Source organism: Castellaniella daejeonensis, assembly GCF_039523555.1.
GTDB lineage: Bacteria > Pseudomonadota > Gammaproteobacteria > Burkholderiales > Burkholderiaceae_B > Castellaniella > Castellaniella daejeonensis.
Genome location: NZ_BAAAFN010000015.1, coordinates 500,839 through 524,442, shown reverse-complemented (window position 1 = coordinate 524,442; position 23,604 = coordinate 500,839). Strand labels below are relative to the sequence as shown.

Below are 23,604 nucleotides of genomic sequence, written 5' to 3'. Positions count from 1 at the left end.
AGCGAGGCTCGATGGAACTCCGCCACCTTCGTTGTTTTCTTGCAGTTGCAGAAGAACTGCATTTCGCACGTGCCGCCGAGCGACTACATATTGAACAGTCGCCGTTGTCGCGGACGATTAAGGAGCTAGAGGAAGATCTTGGGGCGAAACTGTTTGTGTGAATCGACCCCGGTTTTCTAGACAGTCCCGTTCTTCAAAAAATAACGCTTTTCGTATTCCACCGGCGGTAGCTGCTGCACATAGCCATGTCGTCGTTTACGGTTGTAAAACATTTCAATGTAGTCAAAGACGTCAGCCCTGGCCTGTTCCCGCGTGGGATAGACTTTTCGACGAATACGCTCGCGTTTGAGCAACTGAAAAGAGCTTTCTGCGACCGCATTATCAAAGCAATTGCCACGCCGACTCATGCTGGGCGTCAGCATGTGATCGCGTAGGAAGTCACGCCAGTCGTGGCTGCCAAACTGACTACCTTGGTCGGAATGAATGATCACCTCCCCGGCAGGGCGACGACGCCAGACGGCACTCAGTAATGCATTTAGAACGAGCTCTTTGTTGATCGTATTGCTCATGGACCATCCCACCACCTGACGGGAGAACAGATCCAGCACCACCGACAAATACAGCCACCCTTCATGTGTACGGATATAAGTGATGTCGGTTACCCAAGCCTTATTGGGCGCTGGCACATCAAACTGCTGTTGCAAGTGGTTGGGTGCTACAGCACTGGGCCGACCGTATTTGTGTCCAGGACGGCGTCGATATCCCGTTTGGGAGCGTATTCTGTTTTGGCGCATGAGTCGGGCGACGCGATGCCGACCGCAATGCTCGCCTATGTCACGCAAATCATGGGTGACCTTACGGTAGCCGTAGATCCGGCCACTGTCTTCCCAGCTTTGTCGAATCAGCCTCAGTAACCGACCATCTTCTCTGGCCCGGCGACTCTCAGGATTGCGTCGCCACGCATAGTATCCGCTGGGATGGACCTTCAGTACTGAACACAGTCGGCGAACGGGATATTGTTCTGCGTGGTCCCGAATAAAGGCGTACTTCATTGGGACTGCTTCGCAAAGTACGCCGCGGCTTTTTTTAAGATATCGCGCTCTTCGGTAACACGCCGCAACTCTGCCTTTAGCCGACGAACCTCGCCCGCCTGATCAGCTTCCCGGCGCACTGCCGTGCAATCTGCTTGCCCATAGCGCTTACGCCACTGATACAGGCTGTGGGCACTCACTCCCAACCGCTCAGCAACATCGGCCACTCTGTGCCCACGCTCAGTCACCTGGCGAACGGCTTCGATCTTGAATTCTTCGGTAAATCGCTTCGGTTGTGCGCTCATGCTCATGACACCTCCAGATATCCTCATTATGAGGCAAATGGGTGTCTAGGGTAGCCGGGCCGATTCACAGCATCACAGTGAAGTGCATAGAGTAGTTCGTTGTCACATGCATCATTAGGACTAGTCTCGTCAGAGTTCCAAGCGCAGGGGGCAGGCTCATGTAGGGCGGGATATTGTCTAATACGTTGTAGGTTTCTTTGGCGCCGTATAGTATTGCTGTCTCGTTCGAAATCAGCAATGTTGGCCGGGTGATACATCAATTGATGGCCGCCAATGCTTGCCAGGCGTACGAAGTTCGCCAAGCTGTCTTCGAGTACTTGCTGGGAGTCCTGTAACGGAATTAGGACGTTGGTATCTAACAAGAACCGTAAACGCTGTGACACCTCACCTCCCTGATATTCATGAAAGTTCTTCTGGCTGGATACCTTCGCCCTTGATTAAGAGCTACTTATCTCGCTGTTCTTGTAAGTACTACGCAAGAAACACTCAAAATTCAAAAATTGTGCTCTTAAAAGCGGTCTCTCTAATGTCTTCTTTTATAATGTCTTGTTACCATATCGGGGTGAAGTTTGCAATTCCAGAATTGAGTTAAGCTCAATCTGAGGTCAGTTCAAACAAACTGAATATGATGCTTCTTGACGCAAAAAAGGCCGTCTCTGTAAAAACAGAGACGGCCTTCCGAAATTGGTGCCCGGGGCCGGAATCGAACCGGCACGCCTTGCGGCGGGGGATTTTCTTACCACTTCGATTTTCATCGCCGCCATGCCGAAGCATGACGTTCGTGGTCTGGAGCACGCCTTCACCGTAGCATCGCGTGTTATCGCTTTGCCTTAGGTGCCCGCCGTCTGCTCTCTACACCTTCCGAGGGGCCTTTCGGCTCCAGGGCTTGGCTCGGCATTAGCTCGGACTTATCGTCCAGGGCCTTCACCGAGTTTGACGGGCTTCACCTCTGAGGTTTCCCTCGGAGGGCTCAAATTTGGTCTGAGTCCCCTGCGTCTACCAATTTCACCACCCGGGCAAAATTGTGAAGCAGTTCTACTTCACTACTACTTACTACCACCTGCTAGGAACCAGTATGAACTGGTCTGGCTCCTATTTGGCTCCTAGAGCGAAAATCAATGTTTTCGCAAAGAAGCTACAAATCCCTGCAAACCCTTATCCCATGCGGCTTGGTGAGCATTGAACTCATAGTGCAAATAGGTAGAAGTACCTATTTTTGAGTCCCCTGCGTCTACCAATTTCACCACCCGGGCAGGGTCGGGACGGAAGACTTCCGTCCCGGAAAAGGATCGTCATTATACGGTGTTTTCGGCGCCGGCCCGCCGCCACGCACCCGGCGCCATGCCGTGTTCGGCGCGAAAGACCCGGCCCATGTGGGCGGCATCGGCAAAGCCGCAATCGGACGCGATGGCGGCGATGGCCTTGTCGGTGTGGCGCAGCATCCAGGCGGCCTGGCGCAGCCGCACACGGCGCGCATAGGCCTGGGGCGTGGTGTTCAGGTGCTGGCGGAACAGGCGCTGCAGCTGGCGCGCGGACAGACCCAGGCGCCCCGCCAGTTCGTCCAGGCTGGGGATCTGCCCCGCGTATTGCTCGATCACCAGCGCGGCGCGGCGCAGGGCGGGCGGGCTGTCGGCCGGCACGCCGGGCGGCGGGGGCTGGATCTGCCCGCCGCGCGCGCCGTCCGCGTCGATCTGCAGGCAGCGCAGGGCGCGGCGGACGTCGGCCTCGGGCAAGTGGCGGCGCAGGATGCGCACGGCCACGTCGGTGACGGCCGCCCCGCCGACGCAGGTGATGCGCCGCCGGTCGAACACCGCAGGGCGATCGATGACGATCCGCTCCGGCGGTATGGCGGGGAAGCGGTCGACGAAATCCCGGTACTGGTCACCGCCGACGCACACACGATGGCCAGACAGCACGCCAGCACGCGCCAGGGTGTGGACCCCATTGCACAACCCGGCCAGGTGCCGCCCCCCACGAGCTGCCTGGCGCAGCCAGGCCAGCAGCGCCGGACCGGCATCGGCTGCGGGCAACAGCGGGCCGCCCACCACGACCACATAGTCGAAACGCAGTGGATCGCCCAGCAGATCGGTCGGCACGACCTGGATGCCGCTGGCGGAGCGCACGGGAATCAGGGTATCGGCCACGACCTCCCAGGCACAGGGGCCGGCGGTATCGGTCTGCGCATCCAGCAGGCCCAGCAGGTCGGCAAACGCGGCAAAGGCCCCCATGGCGAATTGCGGCAGCAGCACGAACCCGAGTCGCACGGAAATGTCGTTTTTGTTCATTTATATCGATTTTATGTCGTTTTTATTCCATCAATGAAATCCATGTGGATCTGGAAAAGACAACTGATACTTCAGTTCTTGAATGATAGCCGGTTTCATTCATGCCTTATGTCGCTTTCATTCAATAAAGAATCTGCCAAATCACTAGAATTCAAAGAAAACCCCCATAAGAAAAGCCCCCTCGCGCCCCTGCGCACAGGAGAAACATCATGGCGCTGTCGGTATTCGACATTTTCAAGATCGGCATCGGTCCTTCCAGCTCGCACACAGTCGGGCCGATGCGCGCTGCACGCAATTTCGCCCGCAACCTCGACGCCCGGGGGCTGCTGCCCCGCGTGGCGGAACTGGACATCCAGCTCTACGGCTCCCTGGCGGAAACCGGGGCGGGCCACCGCACCGACATGGGCATCATGCTGGGCCTGATGGGCGAAGCGCCGGACACGGTCGATCCCGCCGCCATCGGCGGGCTGACCGAAGCCGTGGCGCGCGAGCACCGCCTGACGATCTGGCGCAGCCACACCATCGACTTCGATCCCAGGCGTGCCTTTTCGGGCCGGGTCAAACCCATGCCGGAACACCCCAACGGCATGCGCTTCATCGCGCGGGATGCCGGCGGCGGCACGCTGCTGGACGAACGCTACGTCTCGATCGGCGGCGGCTTCATCCGCGCGCTGGACAGCATCGAGACGGACGAGACCGTTCCCGAGCACGCCCCGATGCCCTACCCGTTCTCCACCGGGGCCGAGCTCATGGAAACCTGCCAACGCCACGGCCTGACGATCCCCCAGCTGATGATGGCCAACGAAGCCACCCTGCGTACGCCCCAGGAAGTGCGCGCCGGCGTGCTGCGCATCGCCCAGGTCATGGACGATTCGATCGACCGGGGCTGTGGCCTGCGCGGCCCCCTGAGCGACGAGATCCTGCCCGGCGGCCTGAAGGTCCGCCGCCGCGCCCCGGCCCTGTACGCCCAGCTGAAGGCAGGCCCGAAGCGGGAAGACGACGTGATGTTCGCCATGGACTGGGTCAACCTGTACGCCATGGCCGTGAACGAGGAAAACGCCGCCAGCGGGCGGGTGGTGACGGCGCCCACCAACGGGGCCTCGGGGCTCCTGCCGGCGGTGCTGCGCTACTACCGCACCTTCATCCCGGGCTGGTCCGAAGACGGGGTGGTGGATTTCCTGCTGACGGCGGCGGCCATCGGGTTCCTGTACAAGCAGAACGCCTCGATCTCGGGGGCCGAGGTCGGCTGCCAGGGCGAAGTGGGCGTGGCCTGTTCGATGGCGGCTGCGGGGCTGACGGCGGTCCAGGGCGGCACGGTAGCCCAGGTCGAGAACGCGGCCGAAATCGGCATGGAGCACAATCTGGGCCTGACCTGCGACCCCGTGGGCGGCCTGGTGCAGATCCCCTGCATCGAGCGCAACGCGATGGGCGGCAACAAGGCGATCAATGCTTCGCGCCTGGCGTTGCACGGCAACGGCAAGCACTATGTCTCGCTGGATACGGTGATCGAAACCATGCGCCAGACCGGGGCCGACATGAAGTCGAAATACAAGGAAACGTCCCGCGGAGGCCTGGCCGTGAATGTCGTGGAGTGCTGAAAAACCCGCCGTAATTTGTATTAATAAACGCTCCACACAGCGTGCAACTGAATCTGCCCCGCTGCTGCGCCGAGCCTGCGAGGCACCCCAGTCTCAGCGGCAGCAGTTGTTTTCGAGCTTCGTCTCGCCTGCGTCATCACCGGACGCAACGAACTGTACGCCATGGAACTGGCCGTTCAGGAGATCACCGCTGCACTGCGTCCGTTCACCCCAGGGCTTCGACGGCTTCTTCCCGGCTCGCGCAGACCTTCAGGATGGTCAGGAAGCCGCTGATCTCGAAGACCTCGCGCACATTGGGCTGGATATCGCACAGGATCAGTGCGCCGCCCAATTGCTTGAGCTTTTTCGCCAGCAGCAGGACGACTCGGAGACCGGCGCTGGAGATGTAGTCCAGCCGGCCCAGGTCGAGCACGATCCGGTGCTCGCCCTTTTCGACCTGCGCCATCAGGTCGGCCTCGAAGGCGGCGGCATTGGCGCTGTTGACCAGGCCCTCGGGCTGGAAAATGAGCGCAGATCCGGACTTTTCGATGGCAAAAGGCATGGCGGTTCGATCAGGTGAAAAAATCGGTTTTCATCATACGCCAAACAACCGTTTGATGGCGTCCCGACGGCGCACCCGTCGTGTTCCGGGCGCCGTCCAGCAAAATGATACGTCGGAAAGATCGCGGTACAGCCGGAATGGAACTTTTCCGATATGCTGGTTACCAAGAGAGCGGTGCAGGTCTTTCCGCACGACATGCGGCCCACCGCTCTGTCCGCACGATACGACTCATCTATGAACATCAACCCATCCGCTCCGCTGTCTTCGCACGCTGGCCCGAGCCTAGAGCACTTCGAGGCCGCCGCGCGCGATTCCGCAGCCGTCTACATCTCCGTCTCCGGGCAGTCCATGCAGGTGCTGGGCATCGGAACGTCGCCGGGCGGACACAGCGTGGCCTGGGTCGAGCCCGATATCGATACGACGCGCCTGTTCACGGAAGCCCTCGCACACAGCTACGGCACGGGGATTACCCAGGTCATCGCCCGCGAACTCGGACTGGAGCCCAGCCCGGGCAAGCCGCTGTCCTCGCGCACGGTTGCCCAGGCGCTGGACATGGCCCAGACCTCCAGCCAGGCGCTGTCGGGCGTGGACTTCGCCACCCGGCTGGATCATTCCGCCAACGCCCGGGGTGCCGGGTTCCTGGACGCCTGCCGCGCGCTGGACATCGATCCCGCTTCACTGAGCCCGCAGCGCCGCCAGGAAATCGACGCGGCCATGCAGATCCGCTTCGACCAGGCTGCCGCCCAGGGGCAAAGCCCGGTCACGGCCGACATGGCCCAGGGCTGGCTGCGCACCCTGCTGCAGGCCGGCTGATCCACCACCGGCCGGTCCCGGCGGCCCATCCGCCAGATCGCCACGCACCCTCCGGCAGCCGTTTTGGCAGGGTATTCGAGGATAAATCCGGTGATTAACCATGCTGTGTTAAGTGTTATAAACACAGCATATGCACGCCGCATGCGAAGCCAAACAGGATCCGCCCGGCCGGCAACCCGAGATCGTCGATCAGGTCCCGTCCGAGCGTGCCGGGCGATGCGGGCTCCGGCAAAAGGCCGTCCCCATACAGGCTCCGGCCACGCGCATCCTGGACGGACATGCCCAGGATATCGGCATCCAGGGCGCGTTCGCGTCGCAGGGCGGCGCCCAGTGTGCCTTCCTGGCTCTCGAGGCTCACCCCCAGCGAAGCGGCATGCATGGCGCCTTCCGCGGTCCGGTCCAATGCAATGGCGAAGCGGGACTCGAGGATGCCGCGATACGCCTTGAGCAGCGAACCCTCGGTCATCCAGGCGCCTGCGGACAGGCAGACCGCAATCAGCAGGCTGAACAGAAAAGCTGGAACCAGCGGGAATCGCATGAAAAAGGTCGGGCCTCTGTGAGACCCCCCGAGCTCCGGGGGACATGATCGGGGCTGAGTAACGAAAACGCCCCGAAAGTTCCATGCTTCGCGCGGGGGACACGGCGAAGGCCCGGCCGACAGCACTGAAGCGGCTCGGACCCTCCGGACCAGGAACGAAATGCGATCTCCTAGCGCCCTGCCCGCACGACGCCCACGCTGGCGGCGACCACCAGGCCGGTGCCCAGCATCTGCCCGATGCCCATGTCCTGGCCCAGGAAGATCCAGCCGGACGCGGCGCCGACGGCCGGCTCCAGGCTCATCAGCACGCCGAACATGGCGGCCGGCATGCGCCGCAGGGCCGTGATTTCAAAGATGTAGGGCACCAGGGGCACCAGCACCGCGAGCCCTGCCGTGAAAGCCAGCTGCCGCCAGGGGAACAGGATCGTGCCGGCCTCGCCCGCCGCAAACGGCAGCGACAGCAGCGCCGCGAAGACCAGCGAAACCGCCAGCCCCTGCAGGCCGGGAAAGGCGGGGCCGATCTTTTTCATCATGACGATGTAGACCCCCCAGCCGGCCGCCGCCAGCAGGGCGAAGGCGATGCCGACCGGATCGGCTCCGCCCGCCGCGTGCGCGTCACCCGACACCAGCAGCCCGATTCCGGCCGCGGCCAGCAACGGCCAGGCCAGTGCGCGCCAGCCCCGCGCGCCCAGGGCGGCGACCGCCAGGGGGCCGCAGAATTCCAGCGCCACGGTCAGGTGCTGGGGCAGGCGTTCGATCGCCAGGAAGAAAGCCAGGGACATGACCGCCATGCCGGCCCCCAGCGCCAGGGCAGCCCGCCACTGCGCGGCGCCATAGCGGTGCAGCGGCGGACGCACGAGCAGCAGCAGGACCAGCGCGGCCCAGCACAGGCGCAGGCTGGACGTGGAAAGCGCGCCGTAGTCGTGGATCACGGGCACGGCCAGCGATACCCCGGTCTGCACACTGACCATCGCGGCCACCGCCAGGCCGACGGCCAGGCCGATGCCCGAACCGGACCGCCCGGAAGCGGGCTGGCGATCGAGCGCGGGGTTTTGGGGCGCGGGGGAAAATGGCTTATCGTAGGACACAGCGAAGATTGCTTCCGGTTTCGGGATGCTTGCGATTCACGACTATACAGGACCACCCATGACGACATCGACCGCCGCGCCCGGCGCCCAAGACTCCGCCGCCCTGCAGGCCCGCATCCGGGACAGCTTCGACCGTTCCGGCCTGATGCGCCACCTGGGCGCCCGCCTGGGCGATGTGGCCCCGGGCCGGGTGCACATCCACCTGCCCTACAGCTCCAGCCTGACGCAGCACCTGGGCTACTTCCACGCCGGCGCCACGACCGCGATCGCCGACGCGGCCGGCGGGTTCGCCGCCATGACGCAGGCCCCGCAAGGCCATACGGTGCTGTCGGTCGAGTTCAAGATCAACCTGATGGCCCCGGCGCAGGGGGAATCCCTGGAAGCCATCGGCCGGATCATCCGATCGGGACGCACGCTGACCGTCGCCCAGGTCGACGTCTATGCCCTGAGTGCGGGCAACAAGACGCCGGTCGCGCTGATGCAGCAGACTCTCATCAACCTGCCGGAACCCGCATGACGTCTTCCACCATTCCGTTCTCGGTCCTGGACCTGGCTCCCATCGCCGAAGGCAGCGGCGCGGCGGAATCCTTCGCCCACACCAGGGACCTGGCCCGCCATGCCGAATCCCTGGGTTACCGGCGCTACTGGATGGCCGAACACCACGGCATGCCGGGCATTGCCAGCGCGGCCACTGCCGTGCTGATCGGCCACGTCGCGGCAGCCACTTCGCGCATCCGCGTGGGCGCGGGCGGCATCATGCTGCCCAACCACTCGCCGCTGGTGATCGCCGAGCAATTCGGCACGCTGGAAACCCTGTATCCCGGCCGCATCGACCTGGGCCTGGGCAGAGCGCCGGGGTCGGACCAGGCCACCGCGCGGGCGTTGCGCCGCACGCTGGATTCGGATCCGGATGCCTTTCCACGCGACGTGGCCGAACTGATGGACTACTTCGAAGGCCTCGGCCCGGTGCGCGCCGTGCCCGGGGCAGGCTGCCGGGTGCCGGTCTGGATCCTGGGATCGAGCCTGTTCGGCGCGCAGCTGGCCGCCCTGATGGGCTTGCCCTATGCCTTCGCCTCGCATTTCGCGCCGGCGCAGATGATGGACGCCATCGCCCTGTACCGGCGCCATTTCCGGCCTTCGCGCCACCTCGACCGGCCCTATGTGATGCTGGGCTTCAATGTGTTTGCCGCCGATACGGACGAGCAGGCCCGCTTCCTCGCGACGTCCTGGCAACAGTCCTTCGTCAACCTGCGCGCAGGGCGGCCGGGGCTGCTGCCCCGACCCGTCGAGGGCTACCTGGAATCCCTGCCGCCGCCGGCCCGCGAGCTGCTGGACAGCATCCTGTCATGCGCCGCCATCGGCGCGCCGGACACGGTTGCCGGGCAGATCCGTGCCTTCGTCGAACGCACCGGCGCGGACGAACTGATGATCACCTGCAATATGCACGACCATGCCGCCCGCAGGCAGTCCTACGAGATCGCGGCCGGGTTCATGAAGACCTGAACGGCCCGGATGGCCATGGCGGGCGCCCCGGCGCCCGCGGCCTCAGGGCGCGATGGGCAGGGCGCGCTTGTGGGCGCTGCGCCGCCACGTGGACACGATGATGTCGAAAACCTCGGGCGCGACATCCCGGCCTTCCAGGAAATCGTCGATCTGCTCGTAGCTGACGCCGAAGGCGTCTTCGTCGGGCTTGAGCGGCTTGAGCAGTTCCAGGTCGGCGGTGGGCACCTTGAACACCAGTTCGCGCGGCGCGCCCATGGCGGCGGCGAGCGCCCGCACGCGGCGCTTGTTCAACCCCGCCAATGGCGTGACGTCGGCTGCGCCGTCGCCGAACTTGGTGAAGAAACCCATCAGGGCCTCGGCGGCATGGTCGGTGCCGACCACCAGCCCGCCACGCGCTCCGGCCACGGCGTATTGCGCGATCATGCGCTGGCGTGCCTTGATGTTGCCGTGCAGGAAATCCTGCTGGGCCTCGTCGCGGAAGGCCTGGCCGGATGCCTGCACCGCGGCCAGCATCGCATCCGAAGCGGGACGCACGTCCACGGTCAGCTGGTCGTCGGGCCGGATCACCGCCAGGCTTGCCTGGGCATCGGCTTCGTCGAGCTGGACGCCGTAGGGCAGCCGCATGGCCACGAAACGCGCATCCCCGCCCTGCGCGCGGATCCGTTCCACGGCCCGCTGACACAGGCACCCCGCCGTCAGGGAATCGACGCCGCCGCTGATGCCCAGCACCAGCGCGCGGGCGCCGGTGGCGCGCAACAATTCGGCCAGGAATTCCACCCGCCGTTCGATTTCGGCCTGGGCGTCGAATGCATCCCCCACGTCCAGGGCGAGGCGGATCTGAAATTGCAATGCGCGTTGTTCGTCATTCAGCAAGACGGCACTCCGGGCCGGTCGGCCGACCGGCAAGGCATATGAACGGGAAAGGGCTGGGTGGCCCGCGGGAAATCCAGTTCCATAAGATACCAAAAAAGGCCGGCGCCATCGCGGCTCTTGGGCCCGGCCTCCGGCACCGTCCCCGATGCCTGCGGTTCAGGGCTTCCGGGAAGCCCCCGCCGGCCCGTCCTCGAAGCGGTCGAGCACCGCGCCGGTGCTGGCATCGGAGCAATTGAAGGCAAACTTGGCCTGCACACCGCGCGTGTAGCGCGGCGCGGGCGGCACCCAGGCGGCGCGCCGGGCGGCCAGGGTCTCGTCGGGCACGTTCAGCTGCAGCAGCTGGCGATGCGCGTCGATGGTGATGGAGTCGCCTTCTTCGACCAGGGCGATCGTGCCGCCGACGGCCGCTTCCGGCGCCACGTGGCCCACCACCATGCCCCAGGTGCCGCCCGAAAAGCGGCCGTCGGTGATCAGACCGACGGAATCGCCCAGGCCCTCGCCCACCAGGGCGCTGGTGGGCGCCAGCATTTCCGGCATGCCCGGCCCGCCCTTGGGGCCCAGGTAGCGCAGCACCATCACGTCGCCCGCATGGATGCTGCCCGCCAGGATGGCGTCCATGGCGGACTGCTCGTCGTTGAACACCCGCGCCGGTCCCGTGATGGCGGGATTCTTCAGGCCGGTGATCTTGGCCACCGCGCCCAGCTCGGCCAGGTTGCCCTTGAGGATCGCCAGGTGGCCTTCCGGATACAGGGCATTGTCGAGCGTGCGGATGACGTCCTGGTCTGCGCGCGGCTGGTCGGGCACACCGGCCAGTGTTTCCGCGATGGTCTTGCCGGTGATGGTCATGCACTCGCCGTGCAGCAGCCCCGCATTCAGCAGCAGCTTCATGACCTGGGGAATGCCGCCGGCCTTGTGGAAATCCACCACCAGGTGCTTGCCGCTGGGCTTGAGGTCGCAGATGACGGGTACGCGGCGGCGCACGCGCTCGAAGTCGTCGATGGTCCATTCGACCCCGGCCGCATGCGCGATCGCCAGGATGTGCAACACGGCGTTGGTGGAGCCCCCGGTGGCCATGACCACCGCCACGGCGTTCTCGATGGATTCGCGCGTGACGATGTCGCGCGGCTTCAGGTCCAGTTCGACGGCCTTGAGCAGCACGCGCGCCGACTCGGCGGCCGAGTCGATCTTTTCCTGGTGCACGTTGGCCATGGTGGACGAATACGGCAGGCTCATGCCCATGGCCTCGAACGAAGAACTCATGGTGTTGGCCGTATACATGCCGCCGCAGGATCCGCTGCAGGGAATGGCATGCGTCTCGATGTTGCGCAGGTCGGCTTCGGACATGCGGCCGGCCGCGTGTTCACCCACCGCCTCGAAGACGCTGACGATGTTCAGGTCCTGGCCGCAGTAGCTGCCCGGCAGGATGGTGCCGCCGTAGACATAGACCGAGGGCACGTTGGCGCGCAGCATGCCCATCATGCCCCCGGGCATGTTCTTGTCGCAGCCGCCGATCACCAGCACGCCGTCCATCCACTGGCCCTGGACACAGGTTTCCACGCAGTCGGCGATGACTTCGCGGGACACCAGGGAATATTTCATGCCTTCGGTGCCCATGGCCATGCCATCGGAGATCGTCGGCGTGCCGAACATCTGGGGATTGCCGCCTGCTTCCCTGACGGCGGCGGCCGCCGCATCGGCCAGGGGCTGCAGGCCGCTGTTGCACGGCGTGATGGTGCTCTGGCCGTTGGCGATGCCGATCATGGGTTTGTCGAAATCGGATTCCGTGTAGCCGAGCGCGTAATACATCGAGCGATTCGGCGCACGGGCCACCCCCTGGGTGATGTTCGAGGAACGCAGCGGTTTGGCCATGACGAGATCCTTTCGAAAAGCCGGTACGGAATTTTCCAGTGTAAGACTTCCTCGCGCCGGCGGGCCCGTCACGCGCACACCGGGCGCGGGTATTCGGCCCGGCCGGCCGCAGGTCCGTCAGAAACGGCGCCGGACGGGCTGCGCCAGATCGTCGAGAAAGGCCGGATCGAGCAGGATCCAGTCTCTGCGCGCGCCGGCGATGCGGCCCTGCGTCACCCAATCCGCCAGCAGACGGCTCAGGGTTTCGGCACGCACCCCCAGATGCGCCGCAAGCTGGCGCTGCGTCAGGGGCAGTCGCACGGTGGAGTCTTCGCCGGGCCGCAGCCGCAGCAGGTAGTCGGCCAGGCGCTGCGCGGCCGTGCTGTCGCTGAACCACTCCACTTCGTTGACCCGCTGGTAGACCCGATCGCTCAGGCGCGCCAGCAGCCGCATGGCCAGGTCCGGCCAGATGCGGCAGGCCGCCTGCAGGCCGGTCCGCTTCAGGCACAGCACGATGGCGTCGCCATGCGCCCTGGCGTTCATCGGATAGCGGCCGTGGGTCATGAACATGGCCGTCTCGGCCAGCAGCTGGCCGACGCGGAAGATGTGGAAGACGCGATCCAGCCCGTCCTGGGTATGGCGCAGCACCTCGACGCCGCCGCTCAGCACGTACAGGTATTCGACCGCGTCCTCGCCTTCCCGGAACAGCGTATCGCCGTCCTCGGCGTGGAGCACCGCGGCATCCCGCAACAGCAGGCGGGCCACTTCAGCGGGCGCGTCCTTGAAGAGAGGGTGCCCCAGCACCCGTGCCGGGGAATCCTGGGTCGGATTGACTTTTGTCATTGGCATTCGACGATCCGGGATGAGACTATACGCGATTGATAATAATTCGCATTCAGTTATGAGGGAACCGCTTCGTCCATCATACCGCCTGGCGCGTCTCTGCCTGCTGGCGATCCTGCTGGCCCCGGGCCTGTCCGCCCAGGCTGCGCCGCGCGACCGCCTGGTGCTGGCCGGCCCCACAGCCGCCGTCAGCTTCCCGCTCATCCACATGGTCGAAACGGGCGCCCTGTCGGGCTGGGCCGACAAGGTGGAATTCCGCCACTGGAAAAATCCCGACCAATTGCGCGTGCTGCTTGCCAAGCAGGAAGCCGACTTCAGTGCCACCCCGGTGAACCTGCCCGCCATCATGGCCAACCGCGGCATGCCCGTGCGCCTGCTGAACGTTTCCGTCTGGGGGCTGCTGTGGTTCGTCAGCACCGACCCGGATGTGCGCTCGATCGCCGACCTGGCCGGCAAGCCGCTGCTGACGACCTTCCAGCGCGACCTGCCAGCCCTGCTGCTGGAGCGTCTGCTCGACGCGCAGGGCCTGGCCGGCGAACGCGCCCCGCGTATCCGCCATGCACGCGATGCCCAGGACGCCATCGCCCTGCTGCTCACCGGCGAGGCGAACAGTGCCCTGCTGCCTGAACCGTCGGTCTCGCTCCTGCTGGCACAGAACGCCCGCCGGGGCGGTACGGCGCCGCACCGGGTGCAGAGCCTGGAAGCCGCCTGGCGCGAGACCTTTCCGGAACATCCCGACCTGCCGCAGGCCGGCATCATGGCCAATGCCGGCGTCGCAGGCGACCGCGCCCTGGGGGAGGCCGTCGCACGCGAATACGACCGTTCCGCGCGCTGGTGCAAGGCCGAGCCGGCGGAATGCGCCCGCCTGGCGCACAAGCATCTGGACTTCCTGCCGGCCGAGGCCATCGAGGCCTCGATCCGCGTCACCCGCCTGGAAAGCCGTGACGCTCTCGCCGTGCGTCCCGCCCTGGAAGCCCTCTACGGCCTGATCCTGCGGCACAACCCTGAAGCCGTCGGCGGCCGGCTGCCCGACGCAGGGTTCTACGGGCCATGAGTGTGCCGCGCCGCTCCAAGCGTACGTCCCGGCGCTGGTCCGCACTGGGCGTCGTCCTGATCTTCGCCGGTTGGGAAATGGCCGCCCGGCTGATGGGCCCCATGCTGATGGCCACGCCGCTGGAAGCCCTGCGCGCGATCGGCACCCTGGCCGGCGACCCGGGTTTCTGGACGCACAGCCGCGACAGCCTGGCACGCATCGCCATCGGCGTGGGCACGGGCTGCGGCATCGGTTTCGCGCTGGGCGTGCTGGCCGGGCACGATGCGCGCCTGCGCGGGCTGCTGGAACCGCTGCGCTGGCTGCTGATGGCCATCCCGCCCGTGGTCGTGGTCGTGCTGGCCATGCTCTGGTTCGGCCTGGGCTCGGGCATGGTGATCTTCATCACCATCCTGATGATGGCACCCGGCATGTACGTCAACACGGTCAAGGGCATGCGCATGATCGACGCCGGACTGCTGGAAATGGGCCGGGTCTACCGCTTCGGGGCCTGGACGCGGCTGCGGCACATCTACCTGCCAGCCCTGGCCGCGCCCCTGACGGCGGCGCTGCTGATCGCCGCATGCGGCGGCGTACGGCTGGTGGTCATGGCCGAAGTCCTGGGCGCCGAAAGCGGCGTGGGCTACGCGCTGGCCAATGCGCGCAGCACCTTCGACAGTGGGCGGCTCTACGCCTGGGTGCTGCTGATCCTGGCCCTGGTGGCCCTGCTGGAATTCCTGCTGCTGCAACCCGTCCAGCGCCGGCTGACCCGCTGGCAGGAGCCCAGCCATGCTTGAGATGCGCGACCTGCATCTGTCTTTCGGACCGCGCACCGTCCTCGACGGCATCCACCTGGACGTGCGTCCCGGCGAACGCATCGGCGTCATCGGCCCCAGCGGCGCCGGTAAAAGCACCCTGCTGCGCCTGGCGGCCGGCCTGCTGCGTCCGGACAGCGGCACATGCCGCAATTCATTCCTGCGCACCCGCCTGGTCTTCCAGGATCCCCGCCTGCTGCCCTGGCGCAGCGTGGCAGCCAACCTGGACATCGCCCTGCGCGCGGGCGGAGTGCCCGCCGGCGAAATCGCCGCCCGCAGGGACCGCTGGCTCGCCCGCGTGGGCTTGTCCGACGCGGCGCACGCCTGGCCGGGCGAACTGTCGGGCGGCATGGCCCAGCGCGCCGCTCTGGCCCGAGCACTGGCACTGGAGCCAGACCTGCTGCTGCTCGACGAACCCTTCAGCGCGCTGGACCCGGCGATGCGTGCCGATCTTGGAAAACTCTGCGCCGACCAGGCCCGCGCCACCGGCGCCGCGCTGGTCTGCATCAGCCACCAGCCCTGGGAACTGGCCGGCCTGGTGGACCGCATCCTGCACGTGGCCGGCGGTCAGGTGCGTGTACAGGCTGCAGCCCACGCATGAACCGATTGCCGCCCTTCTCTTCCACCTTTTCTTCGACCGAGGAACCTTCCATGAGCGTACAACACGCCCACACACCCCTGGCACTGGCCCTGGCCCTGACGGCCGCCGGCCCGATCCCCGCCCTGGCCCAGGAAGTCACGAGTCTCACGCCCATCACTGTCAGCGGCGATGCCCAGGCCACGCCCCTGAACCCCGGCGTGCAGGCCGAGCGCGCCCGGCTGGACGGCGTTGCCGGCGGCACCAACCTGATCGAGCCGCAGAAGGAAACGCGCCTGGTCACGCTGAAGGATGCCCTGGACTACCAGCCCGGTCTGGTGGTCCAGGAATTCTTCGGCGGCCTGGATCAGCCGCGCCTGAACATCCGCGGCTCGGGCATCCAGAGCAACCCCGTGAACCGGGGCGTGCTGCTGATGCAGGACGGCCTGCCGCTGAACGAGGCCGACGGATCCTTTGTGATCGGCTTCCTGGAACCGCGCAACGCCCGCCTGGTCAGCGTACGCCGGGGCGCCAACGCACTGTCGCCATCCGCCACCACCCTGGGCGGCGAACTGGATTTCCAATCCCTGACCGGCACGGACGGGGACGTGCTGCGCGTGGAAGGCGGCAGTTTCGGCCGCCTCGGCGCCCAGGCCGCCAAAGGCTTTCGCCGCGGCAGCCTGGACGGCCGCCTGAGCGTCACCCACGACAAGTACGACGGCTACCGCCACCACTCGGGCTCGGACCGCACCAGCGTGCACGGCAATTTCGGCGTCCAGGGCGACGGTTTCGAAAACCGGACGTACCTGTCGTACGTGGACCTGGACGTGGACATTCCGTTCGTCGTGACGCGTGCACAGATGGAGGACGATCCGACCGATGTGATCGGTGACGGCAATACTGCCAACCATCCGCTGAACGTATACAAACGCAATCCACACCGCACGTCGCGCCAATTCCGGGCCGCCAACCGCACGTACTGGGGCACGGAAGACCTGAACAACACGTTCGGCGTCTACGCGCAAAGCATCGACGACACCTTCCAGGACCCATTGGTGGCGACCGTGACCGATGGCATGACCTACGGCGCCCAATGGCAGTTCGCGGGCAAGTACCGCGCCATCGATTACCGCGTGGCCCTGGACTGGTCACGCAGCGACATGAACCGCGACCTGTACGCCGTCAACCCGCAGAACGGCAGCAAGCTGCGCCGGTTCGGCGCCTACGACCTGCAGGCCGAGAACCGCAACGCCCTGCTGGGCTTCGCCTGGCACGTCGCGCAGCAATGGACAGTCGTGGGCGACGCCAAGTTCACCCAGGCGATCCGGGACGCGCGCGAGCGCGGCTCCGGCAAAAGCCTGGAACAGGACTGGAGCTACGTCAGCCCGAAACTGGGCCTGATCTGGCAGCCCGCCGAGGACCAGCGTTTCTTCGTCAACGTCAGCCGCAGCAACGAGGCGCCGACCTACTGGGAAATCATCACCAACAACGCCGCCGCAAACAATGCGCCGACCATGACGTCGGACCTGAGCACGCTGAAACTGCAGCGCGCCGACACCGTCGAGATCGGCGGCGCGGGCCTGCTGGGCAGCGGCCGATACGCGCCGCACTGGGCGCTGACGCTCTATCACAGCGATGTGAAGGACGAACTGATGTCGGTCAGCACCGCCAACGGCACGGCTGCGGGCACCTACAACTACCGCGGCGGCACCCGCCACCAGGGCATCGAACTAGGCCTGAACGGCAGCCTGCCCGCACCCGGCACGGGCGCGGCCTTCGACTACCGCGTTGCCTACACTTTCAGCGACTTCCGTTTCAAGGGCGGCGAATACGCCGGAAACCGCATCGCCGGCGTACCGCGGCACCTGGTGAGCGCCGAGATCCTGTACCGCATCGGCGGGTTGCGCTTCGGTCCGAACGTGCGCTGGATGCCGTCGTCGACGGAAACCAACCACACCAACACGCCGAACACCCGGCAGGACAGCTACGCCCTGCTCGGGTTCAAGGTGGACTACCAGATCGGCAAGCACTGGCAGGCTTACGTGCAGGGCGACAACCTGACCAACGAAGCCTACGCCAGCGCCTTCGTCATCCGCAATACGGGGACCACCGCCATGCCCACGTTCCTGCCCGGCAACGGCCGCAGCGTGACGGCGGGCGTGAGCTACAGGTTCTGACTCAGCGCAGTTGGCCGACGTCGCGCACCGCGCCCCGGTCGGCCGAGGTCGCCAGCGCGGCATAGGCCCGCAGTGCCTGGGAAACTTCCCGCTGGCGATCCACGGGTTTCCAAGCCTTCGGGCCGCGCGCCTCCATGGCCGCGCGGCGCGCCGCCAGGGCCTGGTCGTCGATTGCCAGGTTGATGCGGCGATTGGGAATGTCGATCTCGATCGTGTCGCCGTCTTCGACCAGGGCGATGTTGCCGCCCTCGGCGGCCTCGGGCGATGCGTGGCCGATCACCAGGCCCGACGAGCCGCCGGAAAAACGGCCGTCCGTCAGCAGGGCCGCGCACTTGCCCAGGCCCATGGACTTCAGGTAGGACGTGGGGTACAGCATTTCCTGCATGCCGGGGCCGCCCTTGGGGCCTTCGTAGCGGATGATGACCACGTCGCCGGCCACGACTTCGCCGCCCAGGATGCCTTCAACCGCGGTTTCCTGGCTTTCGTAGACGCGCGCGCGGCCGGTGAAGGTCAGGATGCTGTCGTCCACCCCGGCGGTCTTGACGATGCAGCCGTTGGGGGCCAGGTTGCCATACAGCACCGCCAGGCCGCCGTCCTGCGAATAGGCGTGCGCCCGGTCGCGGATGCAGCCGGATTCACGGTCCAGGTCCAGGGTTTCGTAGTAGCGGTCCTGGCTGAATGCGGTCTGCGAGGGCACGCCGCCGGGCGCCGCGCGGTAGAAGTCCGCCACGCCGGCGCCCTGCTCGCCCAGCACGTCCCAGCGGCGGATGGCCTCGCCCAGGGTGCCGGCATGCACATTGCCCACGCTCAGGTCCAGCAGTTCCGCCCGGGCGAGCTCGGCCAGGATGCCCATGATGCCGCCCGCGCGGTGCACGTCTTCTATGTGGTAGTCGGGCGTGGCCGGGGCGACCTTGCACAGGCACGGCACGCGACGCGAGATCCGGTCGATGTCGGCCATGGTGAAGGCCACGCCGGCTTCCTGGGCGGCCGCCAGCAGGTGCAGCACGGTGTTGGTGGACCCGCCCATCGCCACGTCGAGCGTCATGGCGTTGCTGAAGGCCTCGAAGGTGGCGATGCTGCGCGGCAGGACGGAAGCGTCGTCCTGCTCGTACCAGCGCTTGCACAACTGCACGATCAGGCTGCCCGCGAGTTCGAACAGACCCTTGCGCCGGGCATGCGTGGCCACCACCGTGCCGTTGCCCGGCAGCGCCAGGCCCAGGGCCTCGGTCAGACAGTTCATGGAATTGGCCGTGAACATGCCCGAACAGGAGCCGCACGTCGGGCAGGCGCTGCGCTCGACGGTCTCGGCCTGCGCGTCCGTGATGTTGGGATCGGCCGCTTCGATCATGGCATCGACCAGGTCCAGCTTGCGCACCACGGTCTTGCCGTCCTTGGCGATGACCTTGCCGGCTTCCATGGGGCCGCCGGACACGAACACGGTCGGGATGTTCAGGCGCATGGCGGCCATCAGCATGCCCGGAGTGATCTTGTCGCAGTTGGAGATGCAGACCATGGCATCGGCGCAGTGCGCGTTGACCATGTATTCGACGGAATCGGCGATCAGCTCGCGCGACGGCAGCGAATACAGCATCCCGCCGTGCCCCATGGCGATGCCGTCGTCCACGGCGATGGTGTTGAATTCCTTGGCCACGCCACCGGCAGCCTCGATCTGCCGCGCGACCAGCTGGCCCATGTCCTTCAGGTGCACGTGGCCCGGCACGAACTGGGTGAAGGAATTCACCACGGCGATGATGGGCTTGCTGAAGTCCCCGTCCTTCATGCCGGTGGCGCGCCAGAGGGCGCGGGCGCCGGCCATGTTGCGGCCGTGGGTCGAAGTGCGGGAACGGTAGTGCGGCATGGCGACTGTCCTGGAAACGGGAGGGGCAAAAGCGCTTATGATAAAGGATCATCCCGCCCCGCAGCACAGGCGGGCTGGATGCGCACGTCCCGATTCCCTACGATGGAGACCCTGTGAAGCCCGCAACCCCGAGTGAAGCCATTTCCCCTCTGCGACAAGACATCCGGATGCTGGGCCGGACTCTGGGGGAAGTCATCCGGGACTGCGAAGGCCGCGCCGTCTACGACGTGATCGAGAAACTGCGCCGCGCCGCCGTGAAATTCCGCCGCGAGGGCCAGGACCGCGACGGCCGCACGCTGGAGCGCCAGATCCGCCGCCTGGCCGACGGCGAAGCCAATTCCGTGGCGCGTGCGTTCAGCTATTTCCTGCACCTGTCCAACATCGCAGAAGACCGCGACCAGACTCGCCGGCAGCGTCAGCAATGGCAGGCCGAAGGCCCCGCCACGCCGGGCAGCCTGCGGCACGCGGTGGAACTGCTGCAGGCTGCCGGCCTGTCCGGCGCCCGCATCCGCCAGCACCTGGCCTCGGCCTGCATCGTGCCCGTGCTGACGGCGCATCCCACCGAGGTGCAGCGCAAGAGCACGCTGGACCTGCACCAGGCCATCGCCCGGCAGCTGCGCCAGCTGGATACGCCGCACGCGCCGCTGGAAGCCGCCCGGCTGCACGAGCACCTGACCGGGCTGATCGCCGCCCTGTGGCAGACCCGCATGCTGCGCCAGAGCAAGCTCACCGTGCTCGACGAAATCGACAACGCCCTGTCCTACTACACCAGCACTTTTTTCAGCACGCTGCCCCAGCTCCACCTGGACATGGGGGCGCTGCTGCGCAAACCGGCGCGTTCCGTGTTCGACGTGGACAACACGCCGCTGCCGCCTTTCGTCCACATGGGCAGCTGGATCGGCGGCGACCGCGACGGCAACCCGAACGTGGATGACGGCACGCTGGAACAGGCGCTGCTGCGCCAGTGCGCACACGTCCTGCGCTACTACCTGACCGAAGTCCACGCCCTGGGCGCCGAGCTGTCGGTCTCGCAATCCCTGATGCGCGTCACCCCGGCCCTGGCCGAACTGGCCGCCGCCAGCCAGGACCCGTCTCCCCACCGCCAGGACGAGCCCTACCGGCGCGCCTGCATCCACATCTACGCCCGGCTCGCCGCCACCGCGCAGGCGCTGACCGGCAGGCGCCTGGCCCGGCGCAACATCTACGAAGCCCCCGCCTACGGCACGGCCGCCGAGCTGGCCGAAGACCTGCGCATCGTGGCCGAATCGCTGGACGCGCACCACGGCGCCCTGGTTGCCAGGCTGCGCCTGACGCACCTGCGCCAGGCGGTCGGCATCTTCGGCCTGCACCTGGCCACGGTGGACCTGCGGCAAAGCTCCGACGTCCACGAACGCGTGCTCGACGAGCTGATGCGGCACGCCCGCGTGACCCTGGACGGCAAGCCCGTGCGCTATGCCCGGCTGTCCGAGGAAGACCGTGTCCGCGTGCTGCGCCAGGAACTGCGCGAGCCACGCCCGCTGGTGTCGCCCTGGATCGAATATTCGGCCGAAACGACCAAGGAACTGGCCATCCTGCGCATGGCCGCCGACTGCCGCCGCCGCTTCGGCGAGGCTGCCCTGCGCCAGACGATCGTATCCCATACCGAAACGCTCAGCGACCTGCTGGAAGTCCTGGTGCTGCAGCAGGAAACCGGCCTGATCGCCCCGGCCGCGACGAACGACGCCGCCCCCGGCGGCGGGCTGATGGTGGTGCCGCTGTTCGAAACCATTCCCGACCTGGAGCGTGGCCCGGACATCATGGATGCCTGGCTGTCGCTGCCCGAGGTCGCCGCGCGCGTGCGCCACGCGCAGCACGGCATCCAGGAAGTGATGCTGGGCTATTCCGACAGCAACAAGGACGGCGGCTACCTGACATCGAACTGGTCGCTCTACCAGACCGAGCGGCGCCTGGTCGAAGTCTTCCGCAAGCACCGCACCCGCCTGCGGCTGTTCCACGGGCGCGGTGGCTCGGTGGGCCGCGGCGGTGGCCCCAGCTACGACTCCATCCTGTCGCAGCCGCCGGGCACCGTGAACAACCAGATCCGCCTGACCGAACAAGGCGAAATCATCCAGGGCCGCTACAAGGACGCCGAAGTCGGGCGCTCGCACCTGGAACTGTTCGTCGCCGCCACCCTGGAGGCCAGCCTGGCGGCCGGCTCGCCGGCCTCCCGCGCCGAAGACGAGCACGCCGCCCTGTACGGCGAGGCCATGGCCTGGATGTCGGAAACCGCGCGGCAAGCCTATCGCGACCTGGTCTACGGCACGGAAGGCTTCACGGACTACTTCTTCGCCTCGACGCCGATCCGCGAGATCGCCGGTCTGAACATCGGCTCGAGGCCTTCCTCGCGCAAGGCGCTGCATCGCATCGAGGATCTGCGGGCCATTCCCTGGTCATTTTCCTGGGCCCAGTGCCGCCTGCCCCTGCCCGGCTGGTACGGCATGGGAACGGCGCTGGGGCGCTACCTGTCCGAAGGCGGGCCCGACCAGGCCCTGACGCGAGAGGAGCGGCTGGCGCGCCTGCAGGCCATGGTGCGGGACTGGCCCTTCTTCCGCACCCTGCTGTCCAACATGGAGCAGGTGCTGGCCAAGACCGACCTCGCCATCGGCAGGGCCTACGCCGAACTGGTGCCCGACAAGACCCTGCGCAAGCAGATCTTCGAACGCATCGCCACGGAATACCAGGCCACGCTGGATGCCTTCCGCGCCGTCACCGGCCACGACCTGCTGGCGCACGACGAACCCCTGCGCAGCGCCCTGGCCGAACGCTTTGCCTACATCGACCCGCTGAACCACCTGCAGGTCGAACTGCTGCGCCGCGTGCGCTCGGGCCAATCGTCCGCGCGCCGTGCCGACGAGCAGGAATCGCGCGACCAGCGGGCGATCCACATGACCATCAACGGCATTGCCGCGGGACTGCGGAACTCAGGCTAAGAAAGCCGGCTCCTCGATCCCGCACACGCCCGGCCGCAAGGCGAACACCGCGCCATCCAGCGCATGCGGCGGTGCATCCGGCAAGCGGATCGAAGTCACGAACAGGGTATCCAGCCCCGGACCGCCGAAGGCGCACATGGCGGGCTTGGCCACGGGCACGCGCAGGCTGCGGTCCAGCCGGCCATCCGGGGTGTAGCGATGCACCAGCCCCGCGTCGTTGCCGCAGATCCAGTAGCACCCGTCGGCATCGATGGCGGCGCCATCGGGGCGGCCGCCCGGCAATTTCTCGATGAACACACGGCGCTGGCCCGGGACGCCTGCGTCAATGTCATAGTCGCAGGCCCACACGCATTGCCGCAGCGGATGGGAATCCGAAAAATACATGGTGCGCCCATCGGGGCTGAATGCCAGGCCGTTGGGCACGATCAGGTCCTCGATCATCCGGTCCAGCTGCAGCTGGCCGCCCTGCCCCGTCAGGCGGTACAGGGCGCCGGCTGCCGCGGCCCGGGACATGTCCATCAGCATGGTGCCCACCCAGAAGCGGCCCTGGCGGTCGCAGCGGCCGTCATTGAAGCGCATGCCCGGCCGCGCATGCCCGGCTTCGGCCCATCGCTCGGTCCGCAGCACCTGGTCTTCGTCGGGTGTCAGGCGGTAGATGCCGTCTTCCATGGCACCGACCCAGCCGCCGCCGGACAGGCGGGCCACGCAGCCCAGCTGCTGGCCGGCACGCCAGCTGGTGTGCTGCTGGTCCCGAACACGCCAGCGATGCAATGCGCCTGCCTGGATGTCGACCCAGTACAGGGCCTGTTCACCCGCATGCCAGACGGGACTTTCTCCCGTCTGGTTGCGCAGGTGCAGGACCAGTTCGGCCTCCGCGGCCGAACGGACGGCCCGGCGCACCGGAGGCAGGTT

19 protein-coding genes and 1 pseudogene are annotated in these 23,604 nt (G+C 66.4%); 10 read left to right on the top strand and 10 right to left on the bottom strand.

The annotated features are described in order from the left end of the window. Positions 1-11: 11 nt before the first annotated feature. Positions 12-158 (top strand): annotated as a pseudogene (locus ABD022_RS12110) (LysR family transcriptional regulator); the annotation flags it as partial. 18 nt (positions 159-176) lie between these two features. On the opposite strand, the gene ABD022_RS12105 reads toward ABD022_RS12110, so the two are convergent. Together ABD022_RS12105 and ABD022_RS12100 are read right to left on the bottom strand one after the other, a co-directional pair. Continuing rightward, positions 177-1,336, bottom strand: a protein-coding gene (locus ABD022_RS12105; protein WP_425545236.1) for an IS3 family transposase whose coding sequence is annotated in 2 segments (ribosomal slippage) — positions 177-1,093 and positions 1,093-1,336 — 1,161 coding nt in all. Because the reading frame shifts where the segments join, the coding sequence is not laid out codon by codon here. Between the two features lie 1,295 nt (positions 1,337-2,631). Continuing rightward, positions 2,632-3,621, bottom strand: a complete 990-nt coding sequence (locus ABD022_RS12100; protein ID WP_343821471.1) for a GlxA family transcriptional regulator — start codon at positions 3,619-3,621, stop codon at positions 2,632-2,634. 209 nt (positions 3,622-3,830) lie between these two features. On the opposite strand from ABD022_RS12100, the gene ABD022_RS12095 reads away from it, so the two are divergent. Next, a complete protein-coding gene (locus ABD022_RS12095; RefSeq protein ID WP_325124328.1) occupies positions 3,831-5,219 on the top strand; it encodes an L-serine ammonia-lyase in 1,389 nt (462 codons plus the stop codon). Positions 5,220-5,424: 205 nt separating this feature from the next. Here the strand turns inward: ABD022_RS12095 and ABD022_RS12090 are convergent, their stop codons facing one another. After that, positions 5,425-5,760, bottom strand: a complete 336-nt coding sequence (locus tag ABD022_RS12090) for an STAS domain-containing protein (RefSeq protein ID WP_325124329.1) — start codon at positions 5,758-5,760, stop codon at positions 5,425-5,427. 234 nt (positions 5,761-5,994) lie between these two features. Here ABD022_RS12090 and ABD022_RS12085 point away from each other — a divergent pair, with 234 nt between their 5' ends. Further along, positions 5,995-6,573, top strand: a complete 579-nt coding sequence (locus tag ABD022_RS12085) for a BspR family type III secretion system anti-sigma factor (RefSeq protein WP_343821470.1) — start codon at positions 5,995-5,997, stop codon at positions 6,571-6,573. A gap of 115 nt (positions 6,574-6,688) precedes the next feature. Here the strand turns inward: ABD022_RS12085 and ABD022_RS12080 are convergent, their stop codons facing one another. Both ABD022_RS12080 and ABD022_RS12075 read right to left on the bottom strand, forming a co-directional pair. Then, a complete protein-coding gene (locus ABD022_RS12080) occupies positions 6,689-7,111 on the bottom strand; it encodes a hypothetical protein (RefSeq protein ID WP_325124331.1) in 423 nt (140 codons plus the stop codon). Positions 7,112-7,281: 170 nt separating this feature from the next. Further along, positions 7,282-8,199 carry an EamA family transporter gene (locus ABD022_RS12075; RefSeq protein ID WP_343821469.1) on the bottom strand — a complete coding sequence of 306 codons (918 nt, stop codon included), beginning with the start codon at positions 8,197-8,199 and terminating at the stop codon, positions 7,282-7,284. 58 nt (positions 8,200-8,257) lie between these two features. Here ABD022_RS12075 and ABD022_RS12070 point away from each other — a divergent pair, with 58 nt between their 5' ends. Both ABD022_RS12070 and ABD022_RS12065 read left to right on the top strand, forming a co-directional pair. Next, complete coding sequence (locus ABD022_RS12070) at positions 8,258-8,716, top strand: PaaI family thioesterase (protein ID WP_325124333.1); 459 nt, start codon at positions 8,258-8,260, stop codon at positions 8,714-8,716. Further along, entirely contained in the window at positions 8,713-9,702 is a 990-nt protein-coding gene (locus ABD022_RS12065) for an LLM class flavin-dependent oxidoreductase (protein ID WP_325124334.1), read from the top strand. The genes ABD022_RS12070 and ABD022_RS12065 overlap by 4 nt, the downstream gene beginning before the upstream one ends. 42 nt (positions 9,703-9,744) lie before the next feature. Here ABD022_RS12065 and nadE read toward each other — a convergent pair whose 3' ends face one another. The 3 genes from nadE to ABD022_RS12050 all read right to left on the bottom strand — a co-directional run bounded on the left by nadE (position 9,745) and on the right by ABD022_RS12050 (position 13,272). Continuing rightward, positions 9,745-10,572 (bottom strand): ammonia-dependent NAD(+) synthetase, encoded by an 828-nt coding sequence (gene nadE, locus ABD022_RS12060; RefSeq protein WP_414647406.1) that lies wholly within the window; start codon positions 10,570-10,572, stop codon positions 9,745-9,747. A gap of 159 nt (positions 10,573-10,731) precedes the next feature. Next, on the bottom strand, positions 10,732-12,444 hold the full coding sequence (gene ilvD / locus ABD022_RS12055) for a dihydroxy-acid dehydratase (RefSeq protein WP_343821466.1): 1,713 nt from the start codon (positions 12,442-12,444) through the stop codon (positions 10,732-10,734). Between the two features lie 117 nt (positions 12,445-12,561). Beyond that, positions 12,562-13,272 (bottom strand): Crp/Fnr family transcriptional regulator, encoded by a 711-nt coding sequence (locus tag ABD022_RS12050; RefSeq protein ID WP_325124337.1) that lies wholly within the window; start codon positions 13,270-13,272, stop codon positions 12,562-12,564. A 52-nt stretch (positions 13,273-13,324) separates the two neighbouring features. Here ABD022_RS12050 and ABD022_RS12045 point away from each other — a divergent pair, with 52 nt between their 5' ends. Genes ABD022_RS12045 through ABD022_RS12030 form a run of 4 tightly spaced genes read left to right on the top strand, consistent with a single transcriptional unit; the run spans position 13,325 to position 17,865 of the window. Further along, a complete protein-coding gene (locus ABD022_RS12045; RefSeq protein ID WP_343821463.1) occupies positions 13,325-14,320 on the top strand; it encodes an ABC transporter substrate-binding protein in 996 nt (331 codons plus the stop codon). Then, positions 14,317-15,093, top strand: coding sequence for an ABC transporter permease (locus ABD022_RS12040; protein ID WP_325124535.1), 777 nt, complete (start codon positions 14,317-14,319; stop codon positions 15,091-15,093). Before ABD022_RS12045 ends, ABD022_RS12040 begins: the two co-directional genes overlap by 4 nt. Continuing rightward, entirely contained in the window at positions 15,086-15,712 is a 627-nt protein-coding gene (locus ABD022_RS12035) for an ATP-binding cassette domain-containing protein (RefSeq protein WP_325124534.1), read from the top strand. Before ABD022_RS12040 ends, ABD022_RS12035 begins: the two co-directional genes overlap by 8 nt. 50 nt (positions 15,713-15,762) lie before the next feature. Next, positions 15,763-17,865 carry a TonB-dependent receptor family protein gene (locus ABD022_RS12030; RefSeq protein WP_343821461.1) on the top strand — a complete coding sequence of 701 codons (2,103 nt, stop codon included), beginning with the start codon at positions 15,763-15,765 and terminating at the stop codon, positions 17,863-17,865. 1 nt (position 17,866) lies between these two features. On the opposite strand, the gene ilvD (ABD022_RS12025) is transcribed toward ABD022_RS12030, so the two are convergent. Next, positions 17,867-19,723 (bottom strand): dihydroxy-acid dehydratase, encoded by a 1,857-nt coding sequence (gene ilvD / locus ABD022_RS12025; protein WP_343821459.1) that lies wholly within the window; start codon positions 19,721-19,723, stop codon positions 17,867-17,869. 167 nt (positions 19,724-19,890) lie between these two features. Here ilvD (ABD022_RS12025) and ppc point away from each other — a divergent pair, with 167 nt between their 5' ends. Then, positions 19,891-22,692 (top strand): phosphoenolpyruvate carboxylase, encoded by a 2,802-nt coding sequence (gene ppc, locus ABD022_RS12020; RefSeq protein WP_343821457.1) that lies wholly within the window; start codon positions 19,891-19,893, stop codon positions 22,690-22,692. Here ppc and ABD022_RS12015 read toward each other — a convergent pair. Next, complete coding sequence (locus tag ABD022_RS12015) at positions 22,684-23,592, bottom strand: SMP-30/gluconolactonase/LRE family protein (protein WP_414647420.1); 909 nt, start codon at positions 23,590-23,592, stop codon at positions 22,684-22,686. The two genes, ppc and ABD022_RS12015, sit on opposite strands and share 9 nt — an antisense overlap. Positions 23,593-23,604 lie beyond the last annotated feature (12 nt).